This window comes from Bacillus sp. OV322, from assembly GCF_900112495.1.
Classification (GTDB): domain Bacteria; phylum Bacillota; class Bacilli; order Bacillales; family DSM-1321; genus Peribacillus.
Map to the genome: position 1 here is coordinate 210,745 of NZ_FOMA01000007.1, position 25,940 is coordinate 236,684.

General features: G+C 41.1%; 24 protein-coding genes. 10 read left to right on the forward strand and 14 right to left on the reverse strand.

Annotated features, from left to right (window positions below):
- Window positions 1–148 precede the first annotated feature (148 nt).
- Window positions 149–298, reverse strand: a complete 150-nt coding sequence (locus tag BM126_RS22550) for a hypothetical protein (RefSeq protein WP_177201487.1) — start codon at window positions 296–298, stop codon at window positions 149–151.
- 258 nt (window positions 299–556) lie between these two features.
- On the opposite strand from BM126_RS22550, the gene BM126_RS18045 reads away from it, so the two are divergent.
- A complete protein-coding gene (locus tag BM126_RS18045; protein WP_090990895.1) occupies window positions 557–1,105 on the forward strand; it encodes a uridine kinase family protein in 549 nt (182 codons plus the stop codon).
- A 135-nt stretch (window positions 1,106–1,240) separates the two neighbouring features.
- On the opposite strand, the gene BM126_RS22015 is transcribed toward BM126_RS18045, so the two are convergent.
- From BM126_RS22015 to BM126_RS18060, 4 genes are all read right to left on the reverse strand, one after another.
- The gene (locus BM126_RS22015) at window positions 1,241–1,681 is read right to left on the reverse strand and encodes a transposase family protein (RefSeq protein WP_141770099.1); all 441 of its coding nucleotides are present in this window, start codon (window positions 1,679–1,681) and stop codon (window positions 1,241–1,243) included.
- Window positions 1,682–1,747: 66 nt separating this feature from the next.
- Entirely contained in the window at window positions 1,748–2,086 is a 339-nt protein-coding gene (locus BM126_RS18050) for a PadR family transcriptional regulator (RefSeq protein WP_090990811.1), read from the reverse strand.
- Window positions 2,087–2,290: 204 nt separating this feature from the next.
- On the reverse strand, window positions 2,291–4,021 hold the full coding sequence (locus BM126_RS18055) for an ABC transporter ATP-binding protein (RefSeq protein WP_090990896.1): 1,731 nt from the start codon (window positions 4,019–4,021) through the stop codon (window positions 2,291–2,293).
- A gap of 37 nt (window positions 4,022–4,058) precedes the next feature.
- Window positions 4,059–5,807: an ABC transporter ATP-binding protein gene (locus BM126_RS18060; RefSeq protein ID WP_090990812.1), complete on the reverse strand. Its 1,749-nt coding sequence runs from the start codon at window positions 5,805–5,807 to the stop codon at window positions 4,059–4,061.
- 541 nt (window positions 5,808–6,348) lie between these two features.
- Between BM126_RS18060 and BM126_RS18065 the strand changes: the two genes are divergently transcribed.
- A complete protein-coding gene (locus BM126_RS18065) occupies window positions 6,349–6,909 on the forward strand; it encodes a nitroreductase family protein (protein ID WP_090990813.1) in 561 nt (186 codons plus the stop codon).
- A 91-nt stretch (window positions 6,910–7,000) separates the two neighbouring features.
- Here the strand turns inward: BM126_RS18065 and BM126_RS18070 are convergent, their stop codons facing one another.
- The 5 genes from BM126_RS18070 to BM126_RS18090 form a co-directional block, all read right to left on the reverse strand.
- The gene (locus BM126_RS18070; protein WP_090990814.1) at window positions 7,001–8,158 is read right to left on the reverse strand and encodes an ABC transporter permease; all 1,158 of its coding nucleotides are present in this window, start codon (window positions 8,156–8,158) and stop codon (window positions 7,001–7,003) included.
- Between the two features lie 11 nt (window positions 8,159–8,169).
- Complete coding sequence (locus tag BM126_RS18075) at window positions 8,170–9,378, reverse strand: ABC transporter permease (RefSeq protein ID WP_090990815.1); 1,209 nt, start codon at window positions 9,376–9,378, stop codon at window positions 8,170–8,172.
- 14 nt (window positions 9,379–9,392) lie between these two features.
- Window positions 9,393–10,328: an ABC transporter ATP-binding protein gene (locus BM126_RS18080; RefSeq protein ID WP_090990816.1), complete on the reverse strand. Its 936-nt coding sequence runs from the start codon at window positions 10,326–10,328 to the stop codon at window positions 9,393–9,395.
- Between the two features lie 167 nt (window positions 10,329–10,495).
- Window positions 10,496–11,170 (reverse strand): response regulator, encoded by a 675-nt coding sequence (locus BM126_RS18085; protein WP_090990817.1) that lies wholly within the window; start codon window positions 11,168–11,170, stop codon window positions 10,496–10,498.
- Window positions 11,167–12,360 (reverse strand): sensor histidine kinase, encoded by a 1,194-nt coding sequence (locus BM126_RS18090; protein ID WP_090990818.1) that lies wholly within the window; start codon window positions 12,358–12,360, stop codon window positions 11,167–11,169. Before BM126_RS18090 ends, BM126_RS18085 begins: the two co-directional genes overlap by 4 nt.
- Window positions 12,361–12,717: 357 nt before the next feature.
- On the opposite strand from BM126_RS18090, the gene BM126_RS18095 reads away from it, so the two are divergent.
- A complete protein-coding gene (locus BM126_RS18095) occupies window positions 12,718–12,999 on the forward strand; it encodes a hypothetical protein (RefSeq protein ID WP_141770100.1) in 282 nt (93 codons plus the stop codon).
- 60 nt (window positions 13,000–13,059) lie between these two features.
- Here BM126_RS18095 and BM126_RS18100 read toward each other — a convergent pair whose 3' ends face one another.
- From BM126_RS18100 to queF, 4 genes are all read right to left on the reverse strand, one after another.
- Window positions 13,060–14,406, reverse strand: coding sequence for an aspartate kinase (locus BM126_RS18100; RefSeq protein ID WP_090990820.1), 1,347 nt, complete (start codon window positions 14,404–14,406; stop codon window positions 13,060–13,062).
- A 506-nt stretch (window positions 14,407–14,912) separates the two neighbouring features.
- Window positions 14,913–16,562, reverse strand: coding sequence for a methyl-accepting chemotaxis protein (locus BM126_RS18105; protein WP_090990821.1), 1,650 nt, complete (start codon window positions 16,560–16,562; stop codon window positions 14,913–14,915).
- A 22-nt stretch (window positions 16,563–16,584) separates the two neighbouring features.
- Complete coding sequence (locus BM126_RS18110) at window positions 16,585–17,568, reverse strand: BMP family lipoprotein (protein WP_090990822.1); 984 nt, start codon at window positions 17,566–17,568, stop codon at window positions 16,585–16,587.
- 630 nt (window positions 17,569–18,198) lie between these two features.
- Window positions 18,199–18,696, reverse strand: a complete 498-nt coding sequence (gene queF / locus BM126_RS18115) for a preQ(1) synthase (RefSeq protein WP_071353521.1) — start codon at window positions 18,694–18,696, stop codon at window positions 18,199–18,201.
- 621 nt (window positions 18,697–19,317) lie between these two features.
- Here queF and BM126_RS18120 point away from each other — a divergent pair.
- The 7 genes from BM126_RS18120 (at window position 19,318) to qoxC (ending at window position 25,939) form a co-directional block, all read left to right on the forward strand.
- Window positions 19,318–20,115 carry an amino acid ABC transporter substrate-binding protein gene (locus BM126_RS18120; protein WP_090990823.1) on the forward strand — a complete coding sequence of 266 codons (798 nt, stop codon included), beginning with the start codon at window positions 19,318–19,320 and terminating at the stop codon, window positions 20,113–20,115.
- Between the two features lie 15 nt (window positions 20,116–20,130).
- Window positions 20,131–20,814 (forward strand): amino acid ABC transporter permease, encoded by a 684-nt coding sequence (locus tag BM126_RS18125; protein ID WP_090990824.1) that lies wholly within the window; start codon window positions 20,131–20,133, stop codon window positions 20,812–20,814.
- 14 nt (window positions 20,815–20,828) lie between these two features.
- Window positions 20,829–21,575, forward strand: coding sequence for an amino acid ABC transporter ATP-binding protein (locus BM126_RS18130; protein WP_090990825.1), 747 nt, complete (start codon window positions 20,829–20,831; stop codon window positions 21,573–21,575).
- Between the two features lie 267 nt (window positions 21,576–21,842).
- Window positions 21,843–21,977: a BA3454 family stress response protein gene (locus BM126_RS22025; protein WP_139194315.1), complete on the forward strand. Its 135-nt coding sequence runs from the start codon at window positions 21,843–21,845 to the stop codon at window positions 21,975–21,977.
- Between the two features lie 457 nt (window positions 21,978–22,434).
- The gene (qoxA, locus tag BM126_RS18135; protein ID WP_090990826.1) at window positions 22,435–23,343 is read left to right on the forward strand and encodes a cytochrome aa3 quinol oxidase subunit II; all 909 of its coding nucleotides are present in this window, start codon (window positions 22,435–22,437) and stop codon (window positions 23,341–23,343) included.
- A 59-nt stretch (window positions 23,344–23,402) separates the two neighbouring features.
- Window positions 23,403–25,346, forward strand: coding sequence for a cytochrome aa3 quinol oxidase subunit I (gene qoxB, locus BM126_RS18140; RefSeq protein WP_090990827.1), 1,944 nt, complete (start codon window positions 23,403–23,405; stop codon window positions 25,344–25,346).
- Window positions 25,343–25,939, forward strand: coding sequence for a cytochrome aa3 quinol oxidase subunit III (gene qoxC, locus BM126_RS18145; RefSeq protein WP_090990828.1), 597 nt, complete (start codon window positions 25,343–25,345; stop codon window positions 25,937–25,939). Before qoxB ends, qoxC begins: the two co-directional genes overlap by 4 nt.
- The last annotated feature ends 1 nt before the right edge of the window (window position 25,940 follow it).

Below are 25,940 nucleotides of genomic sequence, written 5' to 3' on the forward strand. Positions count from 1 at the left end.
CCTTTCGCTCTTTAATAATTAGTAGTTTAAAAGGGAATGGTGAAAACTTGGTGAAAAACAAAATATTTTCCATTTGTTTTAAAAAAAATAACCCTCCGTACAAATCCGAACGAAGGGTTACTTGGCATCTTTGCCATTTAAATGATGTTTACATCCGATTGACAGGCTTTTCCTGATGAAGACCATAGAATGATTTTTTCAATTCCTTCCAGCGGCTGACATTATCGAGTGCCATTACCTGTTTTAAGCCTCTCTCATTGCAGCCAGCCGAAAGTTCAGCCATGGTTACAGCGGCCATCTGGCCGGCCGCCTCTATTAATCGTTATATATCAATGTATCCTGGCCTGGAAGGACCTCAGAATCCCTCCTCTGATATGGCTTTATTTTTTTGGCTTTGTTAATGTATGTTGTTGATTTTCTTCTTCAACTAAAGGTTAGTTTACCTCAATTAGCAGGTTTAGATGGAATGTTTGAAGAACTAAATATTTACTAACATTAAGGTGGTGATATAGTGAGTTTCAAAACTAAAAAGGGTGAATTTGAAAATTTTGGGCAGCTGGTTAGTTTAATTAATTCCATTTCAAGAAAACAATCAACTTTGTTAATTGGAATAGATGGTTGTGGGGATTCAGGAAAAAGCACATTCGCAAATAAATTGAAGGTTGAATGTTCTAATGTCACTGTTGTACATATGGATGATTTTTATTTACCATCCTCTCAACAAATAAAAACCTATCCAGAGAAAAAAATCATTGGTGCGGATTTTGACTTGAAACGAGTACTAAAACATGTTCTAGAACCTATTAGTCAAAACAAAGAGGGCTGTTATCAGCGATATGACTGGGAGACGGATGATTTAGCAGAATGGCATACTGTTCCAATCGGTGGAATTGTCATAATAGAAGGTGTTTATTCCATTTGCATTGAATTATCAAATAAGTACGACTATACAATATGGGTTGAATGTCCACGAGAAATAAGGCTTTCACGAGGTATTGAAAGAGACAGAGAAGAGGCTCGTGATATACGGGAAAATAATTGGATGATTTCAGAAGACCTTTATGTTGAAGAACAAAAAACTTTTGAAAGAGCAAACCTATTGTAAACGGAACTAATCTTATTTAGCTAACGGGTGTTAGTTGAAGAATAAGCCTACAAGAAGAACTCATTTTGATGAAATATCAACATTAACGTTGGTTCTTACGGATTTTTGGTGGATATTATTAACATTAACCCTAAGCTATCGTGTCATCTTCTGGCGAAAAAAATTATGTTCATATTCTTTTACAAGCTGAAACGCAAACGATTTAATAATACCTTTATCCCTGCACGTCCGTACATCATTTTTATCGGAATATGCATGTCCATGCAGACCTTCTTTGTTAAACAATTGTTTGAATATCCAATTTGGCGAATCAGCTTTTTCCAGTTTATTCGTTTTTCTGCTTGACGCACTTAACCAATTCAAGCGTTCTGTGAAAATTTTAGTTTTACATTCAGGGTTAGCACAATACCATTTTTGCAGAAGAACAGTCAGGTGAACCGAATGCCCTGAAACTGGAAGATCATCTACGCTCCAGGCATAACGACTATGACGGCGGTGTGATAACCGCTTACATTTCGGGCACTGAGCATGTGTTGAACAGACTTTTAGAACGGCAAACAGTTTCTCAGACTCCATCAAAGTATGAATAACTTTAACATTTTCATCAAATGTAAATATCTCTTCAATCCCCGAAAGATCATACTACATTCCCAAGATATCAATAATAGCCTCACATTTTTCAACCAGGGATTGAAGCCTCTTATATTCCAGGGTAACGACAACTTTCCCAAGATCGGTAAGGATATAGCTTTTTCTTCGTTCCTGCTCGTTCTCCTGTCCATCTATTTTTACAATAAGTCCTTCTTTTTCAAGCTTGCTGAGTGCGCCGTACAGCGTACCAGGACCGAGTTTTACTTCTCCATTGCTCATTTCCTCTACTCTCTGCATAATGCCATATCCATGCAGCGGCTCTCCCAAAACAAGCAAAATATAAAAAGTGGAATGTGTAAGCGGCAAGAAATTTTCAGCTTTCTTTCTCATCATTAAGCCCCCTAGCGTTGCTTCGAACTGTTATATATCGTCAAGCGATATATTAATCCTTTTATTAGCACAAATCAATCATGATAGAACTATAATCCTCTCCCAGAAAAGACATATCAGAAAAAGCGAATGGCGTACACAGCCGGAAAATGAAAAAAGGAAACAAAATGTTCCCTTTTTCCGGTGTCCGCCCGCTAAATAAATTTATGATATCGATTTATCCAGCTGACTGCTGTAAAGCCCAAAATAAAATCCTTTTTTATTTAAAAGCTCTTCGTGTGAGCCTCTTTCAATAATCCGCCCCTCCTGCAGGACAAGGATTTGATCTGCCTGCTGAATGGTGTTCAGCCTGTGGGCAATCACAAAACTTGTTCTTCCTTTCATCAGGCGCTTTAGTGCTTCCTGGATCTTCAACTCTGTTATTGTGTCAATGCTGCTTGTTGCTTCATCCAGGATCAGAATTGATGGATCTGCCAATAGTGCGCGTGCGATGGATAGGAGCTGCCTTTGCCCCTGTGAAATTCCTCCTCCATCCTGTTTAAGAACGGTATTATAGGAATTGGGAAGTTTGGCGATAAAAGAATGGGCATTTGCCATTTCTGCGGCTTCCCTGACTTCTTCATCCGTTGCATTCAACCTTCCATACCGGATATTTTCCATGATTGTTCCCTGGAAAAGGAACGAATCCTGCAGAACAAAACCCATATGACGGCGCAGACTGGCCCGTTTGGCCTCGGTAATTTCATAACCGTCGACGAAAATGCTGCCTGAATCAGGCTCGTAAAATCTTGACAGCAAATTAATGATCGTGGTCTTACCCGCTCCCGTCGGTCCCACAAGCGCCACGGTTTCTCCCTGTGACACATGGAAGGAAACATCTTCAATAGTGCTGCTTCCTTTTTCATAAGAAAATGATACATGTTCGAAATTTACTTCGCCCTCTATTTTTTCAAAAACGAGGGGTTTCTTTTCGTCCTTCTCCTCAACTTCTTCATCTAATATTTCAAATACACGCTCTGCTCCTGCAATTGCCGAAAGCAGGGTATTAAACTGGTTAGCCAAGTCGTTCAAAGGGCGTGTGAATTGCCTGGAATACTCGGTAAAAATAACAATGACCCCAATTGAGATCATCCCTTTTACCGCAAGGAACCCTCCTACTCCCGCAATGATCGCAAAGCTGAGATTATTCAGTGTATTCATCAGTTTGGGGATGAAACCCGAATAAGCCTGGGCAAGATAACCGGATTTTTTTAGTTTTTCACTTTTGGCAATAAAGTCAGCAGTCACCTTTTCTTCTTGTGAAAAAGCCTTAATAATCCTCTGCCCTGACATTGTTTCTTCAATGAATCCGTTCAGCTCGCCGATGTTGCGCTGCTGCTGCTGAAACAGCCTGCTTGTTCTTGCAGTAATCCACTTCATGCCGAAGAACATCAGCGGCACGATCAATAAAGTGAGCAGGGTGAGCATTGGGCTAAGCCATAGCATTACACTAATCGTCCCCAACAGAGTAAGAAGGCTTGAGAATAGCTGAATGACTGAGCTGTTTAACGTAGAACTTACGTTTTCAATATCATTGGTAACCCTGCTCATCAGTTCACCATGCTGCCGCTTATCAAAAAACGGAATCGGAAGCATGTGAAGATGCCTGAACAGCTGATTCCGCATCGTATACACCGTTTCCTGGGCAATCCCGATCATCCAATAATTCTGCAGCCAGGTAGTAAGGGAATACAGGATATAAACGAGAAGCAAACCACAAAGCAGGCCAATAAGCCCGCTGCTGTTTTTTCCCACAATATTATGATCGATTGCCCTTCCGACAAGGTATGGACCAAGCAACCCGAAGGCTGAACTTGCTACGACCATAAGCATGACAAGTGCTAACATCCCTTTTTTTACGGCCAGGTATCTCCAGATCAATCGAATCGTTCTCATGGAGTTTTTTGGTTTGGAATTTTTATTTTTCCCTCCATTAGAAGGATGAGCTATTCTTCTCAATGTGCATGCCCTCCTTTCCAAACTGTGATGCGGCAATCTGCTGATACAGTTCATTCTCGCTTAACAAGGTTTCATGCGTTCCTTTTGCAATCATTTCCCCGTCCTGCATAAGAAGTATGGAATCTGCTGCCATTGCTGTGCTGACTTTTTGGGTAATGATCAATGTGGTTGACGTATATTGATTGAGTGCTGTTAAAAGCTTTGCTTCTGTTTTCAAATCCAGTGCGCTCGTACTGTCATCCAAGAGCAGGATTTTCGGGCGCCGCACTAGTGCTCTTGCAATGGAAAGCCTCTGTTTTTGCCCTCCAGATAGATTAACGCCTTTTTGGCCCAGCAATGTATCATACTGGTTAGGTAGCTTCATGATTGACTCGTGAATTTGAGCATTTTTGGCTGCTTCCAATATTTCTTCAGAAGATGCCCCTTCCTTTCCCCATGCAATATTCTCCCTGATCGATCCCGAAAAAAGAAGGGATTCCTGTGGCACATACCCGATCTGCTTACGGAGATGATCAAGCTTAAATGACTTTATATCAAGGTTATCCAGCATAATGGTTCCCTGATTCACATCAAAAAGACGGGGAATAAGCTGGAACAGCGAGGTTTTTCCAGAACCAGTGGCACCTAGGATGGCCACAGTCTCCCCTGCTTCTGCCGTGAAGCTAATATTCTTTAAAACAGATTCTTCGCTCCCAGGATACGAAAAGAAAACAGATTTAAATTCGACTTTTCCCGTATTCACATCATTGCCTGCCCTGCTTTCTGCTGTGTCCAGCAAATCAACTTCTGTGTCAAATACTTCATTCACCCGCTCAACAGAAGCCTTGGCTCTTGATAATGACATGATCAGCCAGGAAAAAACAGAAAATGATGCTGTTATTCTGGTAGCGTAATTCACAATCGCCACTACTTCCCCGACTTTTATGTCACCAGTTTGGATATGCTTAGATCCAATCCATAGAATGACGAGAACAGAAATATTCATCACCATCAGCAAAAATGGCATTGTGGTTTCTATAAGACGAAGTGATGAGGACGTTTTTTCTCTTAAAGTATCGTTCGCCTTATCAAAACGGTCTTCTTCATAATCATTGCGGAGAAAAGCCTTAATCAATCTCATCCCAGTCAGATTTTCACGCATCACACTATTGACGCTGTCCAGCTTTCCCTGAACAGTTCGGAATAGCCTTCCAGCATGTTTCATCACTTGAGAAATAAACAAAACAAGGATAGGGATGGAAATTACCAATACGAACGCTAATTTCATATTCACAGTCAGTGCCATAATGGCTCCTCCTATGACAATCAAGGGCGCCCGCATCATGATCCGCAAGCTCATAAAAACCGTGTTCTGAAGGACGGTCACATCATTCGTCATCCTTGTAATCAAGGATGACGTAGGAAATTTTGTTAAGTTGGTAAACGAAAATGATTGAACCTTCTCGAATAATTGCTTTCTAATGTCATAACCAAAGCTTTGTGAGACATGTGAGGCAGTGAAGGAATTGATGATTCCACCCGCAAATGCAAACAAAGATACCCCTACTATCACCATTCCCCAGAGCATGACCACCGATAAATCCTTCTTCAAAATCCCCTCATCAATAATCTTTGCCATTAACAGAGGCTGAAGCAGTTCAACGCCCAGCTCAACAAGCATTAATATGACCGCAAAGCCCATCGGGATGCGATATGGCCTTAAAAACGAAAAAACCTTTTTCATGTCTGTCACCATTCTCCCCAGAGGCCAATAGGGATCCTTTCATCTTATGTCATTATTTTAAAAGGCTCTTTTCTTATAGATAGTTGTTTTTTAATGTGTTCTGTACGGTAATTTCATTGTTAAGGTTGATTGGAGCGTAAGGCGGAAGACTCCTGCTTAGATGAAACAAGTGAGACCCCGCCTCCGCAGCTGAGGATGCTCACCTGCTGCCCCGCTGAAAGCGAGCATCTGGAGCGGAAATCAATAAAGTCTGCGAAAAAAAGCCTTTTTAAAATACTTTATTATTATTTAGTCAAACTAATATCTTGAATTCTCCGCGTTTCCTTCTCCATATCATACAATGTTTGATCAGGATTTTAAATAATCAGAATTTATTTTTTCACTGATCATGTTTTTAAAACATAGACTTGACATTGGTAAATGAACATGGGAATAATTAAATGATAATGATTTTCAATTAGTTTGCTGATTAACGAAAGATGCGAGGCTGCAAATCTTCATATTTATATCATTTGCCTGCATTTATAAAGGAGAAATGAACATGGAGCTTAAAGAAATCATAAAAGATCGCCGGAGTATTAAAGTATTTAAAGAACAGCCTGTTTCAGCCGATTTGATCCAAGAACTACTCCGGACTGCCGTATGGGTGCCTAATCATAAAATGACCCAGCCATGGAGATTTATATTGGTACAGGGAGAAAGCAAAAAAAAGCTTGCAGAAGCAAGCAGAACCTTCAATGCAGCTAAAGAACGAGATCCTGAGAAGAAAAACGAAGCGGGACAGCGGGCATACGATAAATTAAAAAATGTTCCTATGTTTTTAATCGTAGTGATGAAGGAAGATCCAAATATTAGTATGAGAGAAGAAGATTACGCGGCTACAAGCTGCCTCATTCATAATTTCAGCTTGCTTGCCTGGGAACAGGGCATTGGCATGATCTGGGAAACTTATGGAATGATTCACAGCCATGAATTCCGGAATGCAGCCGGTGTTGCTCCCGGCGAACGAATTGTTGGATCCCTGCATATCGGGTATCCCGAAAAAATCCCTTCCCCCCGTGAAAGAAAACCGCTTGAAGAGCTACTGACTATACTGCCCTGAACGAAAAAGCCTCCTGAATGATGAAGGCTCCCAAATGATTCAATCGGCAAAAAAAATAGAGAAGACAGCTGTCAGGCCAGCTGTCTTCAAATTATATTCTGATTTTCCTTATGCCAATCACCAGAAAGACTGCAGCAAATAAAAGCAGGACCTCTACGTTATGCATGTTATCCAAGATTGATGCATTCAGGGAAATTTCATTAAAGCCCCGCATCGCCCATGTTTGCGGCAGGAATTCTGCAATTTTCTGCATAAAGGGAGGTTCGATTTCAAGGGGCCAGTAAACTCCGCTGATCATGCAGGTTGAAATGACGAGAAGATTGCCAAACGCTGATTGCTGTTCAGCCGTCCTTGCTGTTCCCGCTATAATCAATCCCAGGCCGACAATGGCCAAAAGCATTGCCGATACGTGAATGAAAAGAACAAGAGGATTGCCCCAATTCACATCAAACAGATAATGTGTGAGCACCATAAGTGTCCCGAACTGAATCCACCCTAAGATAAAGAAGGAAAGCAAATACCCACTGGCTATGGAAGCCCTTTTAGCAGGCGCAATGAGCAAGCGATGCCAGACACCATTATTACGGGCTTCTAAAATAGTTCCTGTCACACTCATCATGACAATCATGACAAACATGATGGACATCCCTGAAGCACTGGCAGATATTTTTGAAGCCTGATTGTCATTTTGATGATCGTAAACCGTAATCCTTTCTATTTTTTGTGAGGGATCCTTTGTTTCATTTGCCAGCTTCCCATACATTTCCCTTACATCCCCGCCGCTGTACCTGCTCCAGGCATTTGACGCAGCAAGATTCATTTTCATTTTTGTTAAAGAGGCGGATAAGCTTCCAGTCACCGTTCCACTGGATGTGAATTCAGGGATTTTCTGGAAAGAGATGGCAGGGTCTTGTTCTGCCTTCAGCTTTTCTTCAAAATCCTTTGGTATTTTAATCATGCCCTCCGCTTTTTTGTTTTCAAGCATTTTCTCCGCTTGCGCTGAAGTTGACTTCTCCAGTGTGAAATATGGATTGTCTTTCCTCATCTCCCTGCCTAACTCCTTAGAAAGAAATGTTCCGTCCTGATCCACCAGCAGTATTTTCAGCTTTTGGCTTCCTCCGTCCCCGCCAAGGATGTTTCCAAAAAGAAGCGTGAATAATAATGGCATGGCAAACATCGTCAAATAGCTTCTTCGTTTTTTTAGTATTAATCCGATTTCAGCACTGCATATATTCCAGGCTTTTCTCATGCCCAATCCCCCTATCCAATCTTTCTTCCAAGCTTCCAGGTTCCTGCAAACAGCGATAATACTCCAATTCCTGCCAATACTCCAAATCCAGCATATAAGCCGTTCCAGTCTGTTCCAGACATCACATCCAAAAAGCCTGTAATTGCCCAATGATTAGGGGTAAATGCTGATATAGCCTGAAGAGCATCAGGAAAGGCATAAATCGGCAGCATGGAGCCTCCCAATATCGCCATAATCTGAAGTCCGACACTTCCGATTAAATCTGCTGTCTTTATATCAGATATGAAGGCCGCTATAATCATAGATAAACCAGATACAGCAAACGAGTAAAATAGTCCAATAGATATTACCTGCAGATTATTGCCGCCCCAATTCACATGTAAGAAAAGGGAAGTCACCATGAAAAATAGTGTAAACTGGATAAATGAAAATAGCCATGTGCCAAGAAATTTACCTATAAGGACTGACATCCCTCTAGTTGGCGATATCAGCAGCCTTGAAAGAGTTTCGGTCGTTTTTTCGTTCAATAAAGACTTAGCTCCTATTGTAATATTATAAAGCAGAAACATGGCACACATAGCAGCGGCATAATATTGTTTTGAATCCACCATTTTTTTGCCGATGGATATCTCGGCTATTTGCGGCTCCTGTTCTCCGGCCTTCATTATTTCACTTCTTACATCTTTGGCAGCACTCTTTAAATCGGGCTGATTGGAAGAAACCTGTTTCACGGCCGCTAAGTCCCCCATAACAGCCTTAGTCGCAAGAGAGGTTGTTTTAACACGCTCGCTGAATGATGTAAGCAAGGACTCTGCTACTTGAGACCGGATTTTTTTATCAGGATCGCTGAATATTTTCACCTTTTTCAGTTCTCCTTCATTTAAACCTGAACTCCAATTGGCAGGAATGGCTATGCCTGCATCGATTTTTTTTGATTTCAGCAGGCTTTCCAGACTGCTTTCACTATCTGCTGATTTAATGTTTATAAAATCAAGTTTCTTCAGCACCTCATCTTTAAATGACTTTGAAAGCGGATCACCGTCAGCTGCGTAAAAGCCAATTGTTGTATCCTGGATTCCGTCATCTCCTGCCATGACGGTCTTTAGTGCTGTGCCAAGAATGGCAGTCAAAACCAGCGGCATAATCAGCATCATCAGAAACCCTCTGCGGTCCGTAATCCGTATCTTGAAGTCCTTCCATGCTATGGCAATAATTTTCATGAATAAAACCTCCCTTAATCGCGCAATGAGCGGCCCGTTAATTGAAGAAACAAGCTTTCTAAATTAGGATCTTTTCTTTCGAATGATAATACCTCTGCGCCTGACTCCATACAGCATGACAAAATCCCAGCAGCTGCCCGTTTGTGATCCTTCACAATAATATCCAGTGAATAAGTATCGTGATCCGCAGTGACCTTTTCTGTATCAGGAAGGCTATTTATTTTTTCAATCAATTCATTCTGAAAAGAACTGACAGACACGGTAATGACCGTTCCGCCTGCAAGGCGGCTGCATAAATCGTTTTTATCACCTATCGCAATCATCTTTCCTTGATCAACAATTCCGATTCTTTGGCATAAATACTCTACTTCCTCCATGTAATGGGATGTGTATATAATTGTCATTCCGGATTTATTCAGCATTTTCACTGTTTCCAAAATATGATTCCTTGATTGGGGGTCTATCCCTACAGTAGGTTCATCCATGATAAGCAGCTCGGGTTCATGCATCAGCGCAGCCCCGATATTAATTCTCCGCTTCATTCCCCCGGAAAATGTTTCAATTTTATCTTTAGCCCTATCGCTTAGACCCACATATTCCAATACTTCAGCTGCCCTTTTTTTTGCCATTCTTCCTGTTAATCCATACATTCTCCCCCAGAACAGCAGGTTTTCTTTTGCCGACATAGTGGGATACAGAGCAATTTCCTGCGGAACGATGCCAATTGTCTTTTTCACCTGCATAGGTTTTTTTTTAACAGATGCATTTCCTACCGTCACTTCGCCTGAGTCATATGGAAGCAAGCCGCAAATCATGCTGATGGTGGTTGACTTGCCTGCACCATTTGGCCCTAACAGACCAAAAGCTTCTCCTTTTGCCACTGTAAATGAAACGCCTTTGACTACCTCTTTATGAGAAAATGATTTTTTTATATCCTGAACGACCAGCATCGGTTCATCCGCTCCTTTTGGTTTTCTATAGTCTTCTTACTAACATCTTATTGCGTAAATGACTTTTTACCATCTCTCCAGGGATAGATTTACAGTCATAAAAAAAAGACCCTTTTACAGGTCTCCATGCTTTTCTATATGCCAAAAGTCATATGCACAATCCATGCTCAGGATTCGGGGAAAGTGGCTATGCCGTATCTTACTGCAAAGATTGCAGCCTGTGTGCGGTCCCTTAGTGAAAGCTTGCTGATAATATTAGATACATGGTTCTTCACTGTGCCTTCAGTGATAAAAAGAATTCCGGCTATTTCTTTATTGCTGTGTCCATATCCCAGCTGCCGGAGAACATCATGCTCACGTTCCGTTAAGTCATGCAAGCTTTCAGGAGCTTCTGAAGTCCTGCCGGAATCTTCAGTCCCTCTTGATTTCTTTAATTCCTGAACCATCTGCCCGGTTACATCCGGAGGAAGTACAATGCCGCCTGAATGCACAGTAATGATAGCCTGCACAATTGTATCTGTTGGCATATCCTTTAATAAATAGCCGCTAGCTCCTTCAGAAAGCGCCTCGAATATCAGTTCGCTGTCACTGAAGGTTGTCAGCATCAGTGTTTTAACAGAGGGAATATTCGAAGTAATCATCTTTGTTCCTTCAACACCATTTTTGACAGGCATTCTTATATCCATCAGCACGATATCCGGCTTGAGCTCCAATGCTTTTTCGTAAGCTTCCTGCCCATTCCCCGCTGTCCCCGCTACTTGGAGCTCTGGCCGCAAATCCAAGAGAGTGGCCAAACCGTCCCTGATCAGAGGCTGATCATCCACAACCATTACTTTTATCATGCGCTTCCACCTATCATCCATTTTTTTTGCAAAAGCGGAAATGTCACTTCCGTCTGGAAGCCTCCGCCAGCCAGGCTTTCAAAAAAGATTGTGCCAGCATGCTCTTCAATTCGCTCCTTCATATTTACAAGACCGAACCCCGGCATTATCTTAGCAGTACCAATTCCGTTGTCACAAATCATTAATTTCACTTCACTTTCCCTGCACTCAATAAGTACATGGCTTTTTGAAGCAGCACCGTGGCGTTTAGCATTCGTCAGTGACTCCTGTATGACCCTGATGATTGTAGGCCTCATTGAATCAGGGATTGTCGAAGGATCTCCTTTCAGCTTAAGCTCGCTTTTCACGCCCGCGGCTTGATGGAAATCTTCAAGCATGGTGCGGACTGCCATAATCAGGTTCTGTTCTCCTTTATCATCACTTCTTAATGTTTTGACAGAATAGCGGACCTCCTCAAGCGATGTCCTGGCAAGCTGATCGCAAATAGCAAGAATATCTTCTGACTTTTTCACATCACGTGCAAGAAACTCACGTGCAAGCTCCAGCTGAACAAGCAGCGCTGTCATTTTATGCCCGACAGTATCATGGATTTCCCTTGCAACCCTATTCCTCTCCCTTGCCGTACTGAGCTCTTCCACCTGATCAGAATATTGTTTCAGCTGAAAGTGGGCTTCTGATAGAGCACGGTGTGATTCATCCAGTTTTTTATACTGCTCATTCAGCGTGTCGCTTGCATCATACAATTTCCTGACAAGGTTACCGCCGATTGCTCCGAAAGCAACAAACGAAACATTTAATAAACCGCCTAAAAAATCAAATGATCCATAAACAATGAAACGCGCCAGAAATTCAGCCAGCAGAAATAGAAGAAATAGGATGCTGTAAGTTTTTAAAATCCTGACGTCAGAAATAGACATGAACAGGGTCATTGCAATTATGCCTAGAAGAATAAGGTATGCTGATGAATTCAGGTAAACAAATCCAAGGGCAAAGCATAACCCGCTGTCCAAATATATATTGGCCAGCCGAGTTTTCCTGCCGTTAGTCCAGAACATAGAGAAATGGCTGATTACCAGACCAAAGAGCACCAGCACCACAAACACCTTTGACCAGAAATGGCCCGGGGGAGTATTATCATAATAAAACCAGCAAAACAAAATAAACATGACTACCCGAAGATGCAGCAACAAAGTTATGTCCTCCAATCTTTTATCTTAATGATGACGAATTGCAAAAGAAAAATAAAGGAAAATTTTTCTGCATTTTCATATAAGAGGATAAAAACTTAATGTAAAAGATTATCTGAAAATCACAAATTAATCTCTTTTTTATAGATTGATGTTTTTAATGAGTTCCGTGAGGCCATTGCATTGTTAGACGGGTTTGATTGAAGTGCGGGGTGCGAGACTCCTGCGGAATTGACCCAGAGGAGGCTGATATCCTGAAGCCGAAATCAGCCTCCTCGTTCCATATCAGCAAGATTTACGACAACAGCCTTTTAATAAAGTGAGGAGGGGGAACTGATGCTCATAGCTTCCCTGGCTATAATGGCTGCAGGTATTTTGATATTTATAACAGGATATTCACTGCGCAAGAGGGGAAAAACATCATTTATTGCAGGTAACAATGAAGTTTTCGTTCCTAATAATGAAAAGAAACTAGCTGGGCGCATAGGGGCAGTTGTCATGCTGTTTGGTTCGATAACTATTTTGTTTCCCATAGTTTTTCAGATGATTGACGGGATAGAAGGATATCATTTTGCCATAATCGCAGCGGTTCATTTAGTTGCTGTGATTGTCATCATAGGTTTAGATCAAATGCACATATAGGTTTAAAAAAAATGCCAATAACCTCTGCAAAGGTATATCAGCATAATAAAAACCTCCCATTCAAAAAAATGCCCGATAAAGGGCGCCAACCGCCTTTTTTTCATCATTTTCATGCACCCCGAACATCATGCTCACTTCAGAAGAGCCCTGGTTTATCATCTCAATATTTACGGAAGCATCAGCTAAAGCTTGAGATGCCCTTGCAGCTGTACCAACATTCTGCCTCATTCCTTCCCCGACAATCATGACCAAAGCAAGATCACGTTCAATCACCACTTCATCTGCCCTTAGTTCTTTTTTGATTTCACTGATAATCATATCTTCTTCGTTTCTGCCAATTTGTTCCTGCCTCAGAATAAGCGTCACATCATCAATGCCTGAGGGTATATGTTCGTAAGAAACTCCATGTTTCTCAAGTATTTGCAGGAGCTTTCTGCCAAATCCGATTTCCCTGTTCATTAGGTATTTACTGATATAAATCCTGCAAAAACCATTGTCGCTGGCAATCCCGGTTACTGGGCCATTTTTATTATCACGCGAACTTACCACAAGTGTTCCCTCAGCTTCAGGATTATTCGTATTCCTGATATGGACTGGTATGGCTGCACGGAACGCCGGAACTAATGCTTCATCGTGGAATACTGAAAATCCGGCATATGACAGCTCCCTCATTTCCCTGTATGTCAGCTCCCTGATTTCCTTGGGATGAGTGATTATACTGGGATTCACAGCATAAACAGCATCAACATCTGTAAAATTTTCATATATATCGGCACCCATGCCATTTGCAAGGATAGCACCGGTAATATCCGATCCGCTTCTTGAAAACGTCATTACTTCTCCTTCTGTGTTATAGCCAAAAAAACCAGGGAAAATAATAATGCCCTCATGCTCACGGAGCTTTGAAAGACGTTCGTAGGATTGCGGCAGAACCTGTGCGTTTCCTGGTTCATTGCTGACAATCAGGCCAGCGGTCCTTGGGTTCATATAGCTGGCATTTTGCCCCTGTGACTGAAAATAGGCCGCAATAAGCCTGGCATGGTTATCCTCTCCGCTTGCTTTAATGCGATCCAGGTATTTGCGGGGATTGTTTCTTTTTCCCTTTAAAAGGCCAAGTATGTTTTGGCTGATTTCTTCCCCAACGCTGCTGGGAAGCTGAAGCTCTTCCGCTATTTGTTGGTACCTTAAAATGACTGCGGCAGCAATTTCATCATATTCCCTGTTGTTTAACGTACGCTCCCCGCACTCTATTAATAAATCTGTGACTTTCACATCTTCTTCAAATCTCTTGCCCGGTGCCGATACCACTACTGCTTTTCTCTCGGGATCGGAAACTACAATGTTATAAACCTTCTTGATTTGTTCAGATGTAGAAAGGGATGAACCTCCAAACTTTACAACCTTCATTGACACAACTCCTATTTTCGTAATAGTCTGTGAATTTTAATTTTCATTATCACTCTAATACAAAAAAAATTCAAGAAAATTCTTCCTCATACATACAAATGTTTATGCAGAGAGAACGAAAAATTAAAATAGCAAGCTGTCTTCATAAACTTTGTTGCTATGAAACAAGGTGGCTGCTTTCCGCTCCAGGATGCTCGCTTTCAGGCGATGAGATTCCTCGGCTGCGCCTGCTTAGGTCTCTCTTGTTCTGCTAATCTAAGCAGAAGTCTTGCACCTTACACTCCAATCAACCTGACTTGACAATGGGCACGCCTCACATAACAATTTTAAAAAACAACAATCTTTAAGAAAAGAGCCAAATAGTATAACAAAGCCCGCAGCATGGCATGTGCGGGCTTTGTCTTATAAATTGGACTTGTATCTGATGATTTCTCTGCAGCTGACAGCACTCTCTGGCGGACCAGAAGAATTGGCATGGACTAGCAATTTGAAATCCGAATAGAACTTTATAATTTAAAAGAGGATATGGAGCTCTGAAGCTCTTCAGCCAAGCTGGACAAAGATACAGCTGCAGCATTTACTTCCTCCATGGAAGCAAGCTGTTCCTCTGATGCTGAAGCTACATCAACGGCACTTCCTGATGTATTGGAAGCAACATTCAGCATTTCATGCACATGGCCGTATATCTGGCCGACTTCCTGATTAATTCCCTGGGAAACCTCAGTAATTCCTTTAATTTGTATGCCCATCTCCAGAATGGCAGCAAGGATATCGCTGAAAATCATTTCTGTTCGATTGGCGATATCCAGCCCGGTTTGAACCTTTTCTTTTACAAATCCAACTGATTGTACCGTTTTAACTGTTTCCTTTTGAATATCCTGAGTGATGCCGGATATTTGTGAAACTGATTGGCTTGTCTGTTCTGCAAGTTTCCTTACTTCATCTGCCACTACAGCAAATCCTTTTCCTGCTTCACCCGCCCGTGCAGCTTCGATTGCTGCATTAAGCGCAAGAAGGTTCGTTTGATCTGCTATGGCCGTAATCAGATTTAATATTGTGCTTATTTCATCAGAACGGGTATGCAGCTCATTTAATGCAGTATCTGTCTGCTCTACAGATTCATGGATAGACTTCATTTGAGAAACGGTTTCGTTAACATACCCGGATCCCTGCTTTGTCTTATCATTGGCTGAAATGGTAAGCTGCAGGACAGCGGCAGCATTGTCTGATATCTGTTTTACTGCATTTGTTGTTTGTTCAACAGATTGTACTGACTCCACACTCATTTTCGTCTGCTGTTCTGCTCCCGCAGATACCTGCTGAATGGATGAAGTAATTTGTTCTGTTCCTTTCATTGTTTCATCAGCACTTGCCATCAGCTCTTCCGCTGATGCAGCCAGCTGGCCAGAACTATTGCCGACCCTTTCAATGACCCTTCTCAGGTTTTCTGTCATTTGACTAAATGCTTTATTTAGTTGGGCTACTTCATCCTTCGTCCGAACTTTTATCGTCTGCACATTCAGATTGCCTTCCGCAATTTCTCTTGCATTTTGGGCAATTTTATTAATTGGCCCGGTAATCCTCCGGGTAAAGATAATGGATGAAACCACACTTCCTGCCAAAAGGATACCTAAGGCAATTAAAGAAAAGGTCACAATCCCCTGAATTTGATTTTTCAGATTCTGCTGCATTTGCTCATACTGCTGATTAATCGAGTATTTCAGTTCATAAATATCATTCATCATTCCCTTGGTTCTTAATGACTGCCGCTTAATTTCCGCCTGATTTTTTGCAGAGAGAGATTTAAGCGAGGTTTCGCTGATTTCATCTAGCTTTAAGGAGATCCTGTTGACAGAAACCTTCTCCTCCTTGTCATTAATTTTTCCCTTTAAGGTTTTAAACGCCGCCTTTGATGCCATGATATCCTTTGAAATATCATTTGCATTGCTGTCAGAAATATTAAGAGAATAAGCACTCAATGATTTTCCCATGCTTTTTGCAGAGCTATTCAGCTCTTCGACATTCATTAATAATGCTACCGTACTTTCAGTCGAGGACTTTAGGGCTTTAAGTCCCAAAATATTGTATCCTATGATAATGGCAGACAAAAACAAAGGTAAAAGTGACATTATTAATATTTTTTGTTTAAGCTTCATATGTGATTACTCCATTCAATTCTTAAGGTAGTATACTTATGGATCCGCCGGAAATATTGCTGCGCAGGCGATCCAATGTTTCATCTTCCGCTGGTGAAAGCTTAATAACCGTAATTGGCGCGATTCCAACGCCGTTTTCTTTGATTCCTAAACTGCTGTTTTTTTGTTTGATTTTTCCGTGTTCCGCATATTCCTTCACCGCGTTATAGACTGCTACATCCACTCGCTTAAGCATCGATGACACGACTGACTTTTCTGCTACAAAATATTGATCGCTGTCTACTCCAAATGAATAAACACCGGCCTTTTGTGCCTCTAGGATTACGCCCACTCCTGTAAATCCTGCTGCCTGATACAGATAATCCGCTTTCTTTTTTATCAAATCTTCAGCTATCTTAGCCCCTGCCTTGTCATCACCAAAGCTGCCCGCAAACCGGGAAATAACTTTTGCTTTTGGATTAACGGATCTTGCCCCTTCAATGAATCCTTTTTCAAATTTTCGGATCAAGGGAACATCCACCCCTCCTACAAAGCCTAAGGTATTGGTCTTCGTCTTCATGCCAGCAATGGCACCGATTAAATAAGACCCTTCTTCTTCTTTAAAAGTTACGGAGTAGACATTAGGAAGCTTTGATTCAGAATCCACAATCAGAAAATCCGTATGAGGATATTTTTTAGCTACTTTGTCCATGGCTTCCTGCATGGAAAATCCAAGTCCTATAACTAAATCATTTCCTCCTTTCACCAATTGCTCCAGCCCTTTTTCGTAGGTTTTCGTTTCACCGATTTCCCTGTAATCAAACTTCACTCCAAGAGTGTCCCTCGCTTTTTCAAGACCTTCAAAGCCTGCATCCGAAAAGGATTGATCTCCAAGGCCTGCATCCGACAGCATGATGCCGATTTTAACTCTATGCTTAGAGGCACTTGCTGTTTTATCTTGATTAGAACAACCTGCTGCACTAGCCAGCAAGACCAGTATGATTGACAACATCAGAATTTTTTTCATAACAAAATCCATCCCTGCTTATTATTTTGAATTCATACTATATAACGGCCATTTCCGGATAAATGTTTATAGTTTTATTAATTATCGCAATATACAATTAATTCAGACAGGAATATCTTAGGGAATAATTTTGTGACTATGTAAAATTTTCTGAATCTCTATACAAAAACTCTACTTATTCCCTATTAGAATAAGTAGAGTTTTTTTGATATTATTTTTCCTATTCAAGTTTTATTTATATTGCCTTGCCCTTGCATTCACATGCCAATTAGACCACGAAAATGCGGCTCCATCAACCCGTTTATTGTATCTGCATCCATATAATCATTGTTTTTGAATAGATGACCTTTATTGTAAAACAAAAAAGCCCAATCCTTTAAAAAATCAAGGACTTGGGCTCGTGGTGTTGTTAATACATATTTAAGAGCACTAGGTTGATTGGAACGGAAGGTGCGAGACTCCTGCGGGATCAGCGGGATAGGTGAGACCCCGCAGACGCATAGCGTCGAGGAAGCTCACCGCACGCCCCGCGGAAAGCGAATCACCCCTACGTTCCAATCAACCGGGCAAAGTAACGACAGCCATACAAGACTTTTTCAGTGCCCCCAAAAAGCTTCTGTCATTATTTCATTAGCGGTTGTCGACTTTTTCCGGATACAAGTCGTGGTTCATTAACCTGTAATTCGCCATTTCTTCAAATTTAGTTCCAGGCTTTCCGTAGTTCGTATATGGATCAATGGAAATACCGCCTCTTGGCGTAAATTTGCCCCATACCTCTATATACCTTGGATCCATTAATTCAATAAGATCATTCATGATAATATTCATGCAATCTTCATGAAAGTCGCCGTGATTACGGAAGCTGAACAGATAAAGCTTCAAGGATTTGCTTTCGACCATTTTTTCTCCAGGTATATAGCTGATATAGATAGTGGCAAAATCCGGCTGTCCCGTTATCGGGCAAAGGCTGGTAAATTCCGGACAATTAAACTTCACAAAATAGTCGCGGTTTGGATGCTTATTATCAAAGCTTTCCAGAATCTCCGGTGAATAATCAAATAAATATTTTGTTCCCTGATTCCCAAGCAGTGTAATATCCGTTAGTTCTTCTGTCTTTCTGCCAGACATGTTATTTCCTCCTAATATCCCGTTTCACTAAAGAGTGTACTCTAACCGGAAGCATATAAAAAAAGGTACTGTTAAACAAATGCGGAATTTTGTTCAGTACGCCAGAACTTATTGGCGGTTATTCATGCGTCTGCCAGGATTCGCTTTTATATTAATCCGCCAGCATTCCCGCAATCCGCTTCAATCCGCAATGTGCAGAAACCACCAATGTGCGCCTAAAAAAAGAAAAACCATATCGCTAAAGTGATATGGTTGATTGGTATAGGATCAAGCCATAGTTTTTTATAGAGGGTTGCCGCTATGAACCTCTCCCGCTTCACGGAATATGTATTTTTTCTTTGTTACTATATGTAAAAAATCAGGGTTTGTCAATCTCATTTTCCCATCCTCTTGATTGAGGGGTCTGTTAAAGCTCCATTGATATTTTTTCAACCGGACCGATTTATAAAACCTTTATTAAATCCGTTTTTACTTTCTTTTGTTAGGGTATCTGTATTTTAAAAATAATATTTGGGTTAAAGAGAGATAATAAGGAGTGCTTAATTCGTTGACAAGCAAATTTTTTTCAAGTATTCTGATTAAGTTTTAAATAATACCGATAAAAATAGTGGGGGTTAAGATATGAAGAAAGCAGCATGGTCTTTTCTTGCATTGATTCTTGTCGTGGCTTTATCAGCCTGCGGCACAAGCAAGGATAAAAACAACTCAGCATCAAACAGTCTTTACGATCAAGTAAAGAAAAAAGGCGAAGTAACAATTGGTACAGAAGGAACTTATGCACCCTTTACCTTTCATGACAAATCAGGCAAGTTAACTGGATTTGACATCGAAATTGCCCAGGAAGTTTTCAAACGCATGAATATCAAGCCAAAGTTCATTGAAACAAAATGGGACGGCATGATTGCCGGACTTGATTCTAAACGCTATGACATGGTAGCCAATGAAGTTGCTGTGCGTGATGACCGTTTAAAGAAATATGACATGTCAGATCCTTACATCGTTTCTAAAGCTGTCCTTATTGTAAATAAGAACAACAAAGACATTAAAAAACCTGATGATTTGAAAGGCAAGAAAGTTGCACAGTCACTAGACAGCAACTACCGCAAAATTGCTGAACAGCACGGAGCAACAAACACAGTAGTGGATGGCTTCAATCAGTCCATTGACCTTATTACTTCAAAAAGGGTTGATGCAACACTTAATGACAGCCTTTCATACCTTGATTTAATCCATCAGCGTCCTGAATTGCCGATTAAGAAGGTATATGAAGAAAACAATGCAACAAGCAATGCTTTCCTTTTCCGTAAAGACAGCGGCAAGCTTGTAACTGAAATCAATAAAGCCTTGGCAGATATGAAAAAAGACGGTACGTACTTAAAAATCTCTAAAAAATGGTTTGGAACGGACGTATCGAAGTAAAGGAATTGAATAGATATGTTTGCTGATGAACGAGTCACCCGAATATTAGGAATCCTTAGCGATTCCTTTTTTCCTATTTTAAAAGCGGGTCTTTATTATACGATACCGCTTACGCTGATTACATTTATACTGGGACTGCTGCTGGCATTTTTTGCAGCAGTTGCCCGCATATCCGGGGTTAAACCCCTGGTAGCACTGGTGAAATTTTATGTTTGGATTTTCAGGGGAACACCCCTCCTTGTCCAGCTATTCATCATTTTCTATGGTTTGCCTAGTATAAATATAACGTTAGATCCGCTTCCGGCCGCAATTATTGTATTTACTTTAAATAAAGGCGCATATAGCTCTGAAATCATACGCGCTGCCATCCTTTCCATTCCAAAAGGCCAATGGGAGGCTGCCTATTCTATCGGAATGACAAGGGGACAGGCCATGAGAAGAATTATTCTTCCTCAAGCTGTCCGGGTTTCCATCCCTCCTCTCGGGAATTCATTTATCAGCCTTGTGAAGGATACATCACTTGCTGCAACAATCACAGTTACAGAATTATTTCAAAAAGGGCAGCAAATTGCCGCTGTGACCTATGAGCCTTTATGGCTTTATATTGAAGTAGCTTTTATCTACCTTATATTCAGCACCGTGCTTTCTTATTTGCAGACTAAACTCGAAATCCGCTTTGAGCGAAGTGTGGCTAAATAATGGAGGAACAGCAAATGATTATCTTAGATGGCCTAAAAAAAAGATTTAATGATCTGGAAGTTTTAAAAGGCATTGACCTTTCAATTGAAAAAGGCAAAACAGCAGTTATCATCGGACCTTCCGGTTCAGGAAAGACAACGCTTCTCCGCTGTTTAAACCTTCTTGAGATTCCGGACGCAGGCTCGATTGTGCTGGGAAACAAAAATATGTCTTTTAATGAAGGATCAAAAACCAATAAAAAAGAAGTTGTCGCTTTCCGGCAGCAAACAGGAATGGTATTCCAGAATTACAACCTCTTCCCGCACCTTACTGCAGTCGAGAATATTATGGAGGGCCAAGTAATTGTCCTGAAGCGTTCCAAACAGGAGGCCCGTAAAAAGGCAATGGATCTTCTGGATAAGGTTGGCCTCGCTGATCGTGCGGACATGTATCCGCATCAGCTCTCCGGCGGCCAGCAGCAAAGGATTTCCATAGCACGCGCCATGGCTATGGACCCAGAGGTACTATTGTTTGATGAACCTACCTCTGCCCTGGATCCAGAACTTGTCGGTGAAGTTCTTAAGGTTATGAAAAACCTTGCTGAAGAAGGCATGACTATGGTTGTCGTAACACACGAAATGCAATTTGCAAACGATGTTGCTGATACCGTAGTCTTCATGGATCAAGGAGTAATAGCGGAAAAAGGCACTCCTGAAGAAGTCCTTGTCAACACCCGAAATAAACGCACCCTTCAATTCCTGAATAAAGTAAATGCACGGTAAACGGCAAAAAACACGAAACAAATTTTGTTTCGTGTTTTTTACTATGTTCTGTCACACGGTCTCATTATTAAAGAGGTGGCTTGTAGCGTAAGAACTCCTGATTAGATTAGCGGAAAGCGAGCATCCCCTTGTTCCATAGCAGCAAAGTTTACGAAAACAGCTCTATTTTAAAAAAATCCATTATTAATGAATTATGTGTTTTAATAGGGGCAATTTTTGGTATATATACTATAGAAAAAATATTCCGCTATAACGGAGGTGTAACAAATGATTGAAATAACAGTTAAACTGGATTATCAGGGAAAGTGCTACCAGACAAATGTAATAGCACGGAGAGAAACAGCACAGGAGGAAATTTACCAAACCGCACTGGAACAGATACAGAAACAAGTTGCTAATTAACTTAAAGCAGGCATCCAAGAGATACCTGCTTTTTCATTGGTATATACTATTTAGTTTCATGAAATAATTATTTTCTTTCCATATTATAGAGAAATTTTTAATTGCGGTGGATAGCTTACTTGTAACTCAGCTCACTAGGAAATAAGAATACCTAATATTCTCTGTTTTCTGAACAGTTTTAAAAATTAGTTATTTTGGCTATATCAGAATAAGAATTTGTTGAACATATAGATACTAAACAACTATCATATTTTACTTACTTAAATATATCCAGCATTTAGTTTCTGCTTCCAATTGTTCACTAATAATAAATGAACTTTTTGTGACACTCCGTAACTTTAGATTGTATTTTTTCTCCTATGGGAATAAGATAGATACGTCAGTTTGTGAAATGTTTAACACTTTTTCTGAATAACTAACAAATTGTTTTAACCACTATATAAGAAAGGGGTACATTATGAAAATGAAATGGGCTTTCCTGTTTATAATTTTCACTATTGCCACAGTGCTTTCAGGCTGCGAAAATTCTTTACTAATATTTGATCCAAAGGGTCCGGTCGCTAAAACGCAATCTGACACGATTATTTTCTCCATCTTAGTCATGATTTTCATCTTACTTGTCGTGTATGTACTTTTTGTAATTATGTTAACCAAATATCGCGCTTCTAAAGCGGATAAAGATTATGAGCCTCCGCATGACGAGGGCAGCAAGGTACTTGAAACAATCTGGATTGCAATTCCAGTTATCATCGTTGCTGTACTATCAGTTGTAACGGTCCGTTCGACGAATGCAGTTGAAACGACTCCTAAGGGTTATGAATCACAAAAACCTGTTGTTATCTATGCTGCATCATCTAACTGGAAATGGCACTTCAGCTATCCTGAAGAAAATATCGAGACAGTTAACTATGTTAACATTCCTACAAACCGACCAATTGAATTCCGTCTCTATTCTTATGGTCCGATCTCAAGCTTCTGGATTCCACAGCTTGCCGGACAAAAATATGCAATGAGCGATATGGTGAATAAACTTCGTTTAGTTGCTAACGCACCAGGCTCTTTCATGGGAAGAAACTCCAACTTCTCAGGACGCGGATTTGCTGACATGGATTTTGAAGCACAGTCACTATCACCGAAAGATTATAAGAAATGGGTTGCTGATGTGAAAAGTTCAGCTCCTAAACTGACTGAATCTAAGTTTAACAAGCTTCTTAAGGCTGAGCACGTTGGCCGTGAGACTTTCACTTCCACTCACTTAAAATTCAACCCGGCACCTGAGGGTAAAAATGCCAGCCACCATCATGGCGGAGATGCAGATATGAAATCTTCTGACATGGATGGAATGGACATGGGCAACGACAAATAAACAATGTGGCTTAATATGAACCACTATTCTAGCAACAATAAGAAAGGAGTCACAAACGTATGAAATGGGACGAATTTTTCGTAACCGGTGAACCGATGATTTACGGAGCCATGGTCAGTATCGTTGTCGTTTCAATCGCTATTCTTGCAGGATTAACCTATTTTAAGAAATGGGGATATCTTTGGCGCGAATGGCTGACAACTGTCGATCATAAACGTATCGGTGTCATGTACATTTTAGCCGCCTTGCTTATGCTTTTCCGCGGAGGCGTCGACGCACTATTGATGCGTGCTCAAACTGCTATGCCAGATAATGGCCTGCTTGATGCACAGCATTATAATGAAATCTTTACAACTCACGGGGTCATCATGATTCTGTTCATGGCTATGCCATTTATTATTGGGTTAATGAACGTTGTTACTCCGCTTCAAATCGGAGCGCGTGACGTTGCATTCCCTCGTTTGAACGCTGTAAGCTTCTGGTTCTTCTTTGCCGGAGCAATGTTATTCAATATTTCCTTTGTTATCGGGGGTTCTCCTGACGCAGGCTGGTCTGCATACTTCCCGCTTGCAAGCAAAGAGTTCAGCCCGACAGTAGGAAACAACTATTACTCTCTATCACTTCAGATTGCCGGTATCGGTACATTGCTGACAGGTATTAACTTCCTTGTTACCATTCTGAAAATGAGAGCACCTGGCATGACTTTAATGAAAATGCCAATGTTTACTTGGTCTATCCTTGTTACAAACGTAATTATCGTTTTCGCTTTCCCTGTATTGACTGTAGCACTTGCTCTAATGATGTTTGACCGTCAATTTGGCACACAGTTCTTTACAATGCAAAACGGCGGTATGGATATGCTTTGGGCCAACCTTTTCTGGGTATGGGGACATCCTGAGGTTTATATCGTTATCCTGCCTGCTTTCGGTATTTACAGTGAAATCATTTCAGCATTTTCACGCAAAAACCTTTATGGCTACAAATCCATGGTAATAAGCATGGTTGCCATTTCATTGCTTTCTTTCGTAGTATGGGCTCACCATTTCTATACAATGGGTCACGGAGCAATGGTTAATGGATTCTTCTCCATTACAACAATGGCTATCGCGGTTCCTACCGGGGTTAAAATATTCAACTGGCTATTCACCCTGCGCAAAGGGAAAATCACTTTCACTACACCGATGCTTTATTCATTGGCATTCATTCCGATTTTCACAATCGGCGGTGTTACAGGCGTCATGCTAGCAATGGCAAGTGCCGATTATCAGTATCACAACACAATGTTCCTTGTAGCGCATTTCCACTACGTATTAATTCCAGGAGCAGTGTTTGCGGTAATCGCCGGGTTCCACTTCTGGTTCCCTAAAGTTTTTGGTTTCAAATTGAACGAACGACTTGGAAAGCTTGCTTTCTGGTTTATCGCAATCAGCTTCAACGTGGCATTCTTCCCGCTATTCATTCTTGGGCTTAACGGAATGGCACGCCGTATGTACACTTACTCAGCAAGCACAGGCTATGGCCCGTTAAATATGTTATCTTTCGTAGGTGCACTTGGACTAGCGATCGGTTTCTGTATCCTTGTTTACAATATCTATTACAGTATCCGCAAGAGCCCGAGAGAAACAAGCGGCGACCCTTGGGATGCAAGATCTTTGGAATGGGCTACTCACAGTCCGATTCCGGTTTACAACTTTGCCATTACACCTACAATTGAAAAATTGGATGCGTTCTGGTTCTCTAAAAAAGGTGAAACACCTATTTTCCAAGGCAAATATGAACCAATTCATATGCCAAACAACACAGGCGTTCCTTTCGTCATGGGTGTAGCAATCTTCTTCGGCGGATTCTTTGCAGTATTCAGCTGGTGGATTCCAGCAATCGTTGCTGTAGCTGTAATCTTCGGTACTATGATTCACCGTTCATTCGAACGCGACCATGGCTACCATATTTCTGTAGAAGAAATTGAAAGAACAGAAAATGCACTGCGAGGTGACAGAGCATGAAAATAGATAACTCACTTCCTCTAGAGTACAGCACAGAGGAAAACAGGTTAAAGGTATTAGGGTTTTGGATCTTTTTAGGGGCTGAGATTGCCCTCTTCTCCACCCTTTTCTCAGTATATTTCACGCTTTCAAACCGTTTTGGAAATGGTCCAAGCGCACATGAATTATTCGAGATAAAAGGTGTACTAATTGAAACTGCCTTGCTTTTAACAAGCAGTTTCACCATCGGCCTTGGAATTAATGCCATGCGCCATGGTTCTAAGAAAGCCATGATGACTTTCTTTATTATCACATTGCTTCTGGGCCTTGGGTTCTTAAGCACTGAGATCACTGAATTTGTCACATATGTCCATGATGGTGCAACAATTCAAACAAGCGGTTTCCTTTCTGCATTGTTTACATTGCTTGGAACACACGGACTTCACGTTACTTTGGGTCTATTCTGGGGCCTTGCCATTCTGATTCAGGTGAAAAGGGAAGGCTTCACTGCAGGTACTGCCAACAAAGCGTTTATCTTCTCTCTTTACTGGCACTTCTTAGACGTTGTCTGGATCTTCATCTACAGCTTCGTCTATTTGAAAGGAATGATGTAAT

Bases quoted from the DNA above. Each gene is read 5' to 3' on its own strand.
- BM126_RS18070 (WP_090990814.1), bottom strand. From the start codon at position 8,158: ATGAGAAAAGCCTGGAATATATGCAGTGCTGAAATCGGATTAATACTA.
- qoxC (WP_090990828.1), top strand. From the start codon at position 25,343: ATGAAAATAGATAACTCACTTCCTCTAGAGTACAGCACAGAGGAAAAC.
- BM126_RS18110 (WP_090990822.1), bottom strand. From the start codon at position 17,568: ATGAAAAAAATTCTGATGTTGTCAATCATACTGGTCTTGCTGGCTAGT.
- BM126_RS18060 (WP_090990812.1), bottom strand. From the start codon at position 5,807: ATGAAAAAGGTTTTTTCGTTTTTAAGGCCATATCGCATCCCGATGGGC.
- BM126_RS18120 (WP_090990823.1), top strand. From the start codon at position 19,318: ATGAAGAAAGCAGCATGGTCTTTTCTTGCATTGATTCTTGTCGTGGCT.
- BM126_RS18075 (WP_090990815.1), bottom strand. From the start codon at position 9,378: ATGAAAATTATTGCCATAGCATGGAAGGACTTCAAGATACGGATTACG.
- qoxA (WP_090990826.1), top strand. From the start codon at position 22,435: ATGAAAATGAAATGGGCTTTCCTGTTTATAATTTTCACTATTGCCACA.
- BM126_RS18065 (WP_090990813.1), top strand. From the start codon at position 6,349: ATGGAGCTTAAAGAAATCATAAAAGATCGCCGGAGTATTAAAGTATTT.
- BM126_RS18105 (WP_090990821.1), bottom strand. From the start codon at position 16,562: ATGAAGCTTAAACAAAAAATATTAATAATGTCACTTTTACCTTTGTTT.
- BM126_RS18100 (WP_090990820.1), bottom strand. From the start codon at position 14,406: ATGAAGGTTGTAAAGTTTGGAGGTTCATCCCTTTCTACATCTGAACAA.
- BM126_RS22025 (WP_139194315.1), top strand. From the start codon at position 21,843: ATGATTGAAATAACAGTTAAACTGGATTATCAGGGAAAGTGCTACCAG.
- queF (WP_071353521.1), bottom strand. From the start codon at position 18,696: ATGTCTGGCAGAAAGACAGAAGAACTAACGGATATTACACTGCTTGGG.
- BM126_RS22550 (WP_177201487.1), bottom strand. From the start codon at position 298: ATGGCCGCTGTAACCATGGCTGAACTTTCGGCTGGCTGCAATGAGAGA.
- BM126_RS18130 (WP_090990825.1), top strand. From the start codon at position 20,829: ATGATTATCTTAGATGGCCTAAAAAAAAGATTTAATGATCTGGAAGTT.
- BM126_RS18085 (WP_090990817.1), bottom strand. From the start codon at position 11,170: ATGATAAAAGTAATGGTTGTGGATGATCAGCCTCTGATCAGGGACGGT.
- BM126_RS18080 (WP_090990816.1), bottom strand. From the start codon at position 10,328: ATGCTGGTCGTTCAGGATATAAAAAAATCATTTTCTCATAAAGAGGTA.
- BM126_RS18095 (WP_141770100.1), top strand. From the start codon at position 12,718: ATGGCTGCAGGTATTTTGATATTTATAACAGGATATTCACTGCGCAAG.
- qoxB (WP_090990827.1), top strand. From the start codon at position 23,403: ATGAAATGGGACGAATTTTTCGTAACCGGTGAACCGATGATTTACGGA.
- BM126_RS22015 (WP_141770099.1), bottom strand. From the start codon at position 1,681: ATGGAGTCTGAGAAACTGTTTGCCGTTCTAAAAGTCTGTTCAACACAT.
- BM126_RS18055 (WP_090990896.1), bottom strand. From the start codon at position 4,021: ATGAGAACGATTCGATTGATCTGGAGATACCTGGCCGTAAAAAAAGGG.
- BM126_RS18050 (WP_090990811.1), bottom strand. From the start codon at position 2,086: ATGAGAAAGAAAGCTGAAAATTTCTTGCCGCTTACACATTCCACTTTT.
- BM126_RS18125 (WP_090990824.1), top strand. From the start codon at position 20,131: ATGTTTGCTGATGAACGAGTCACCCGAATATTAGGAATCCTTAGCGAT.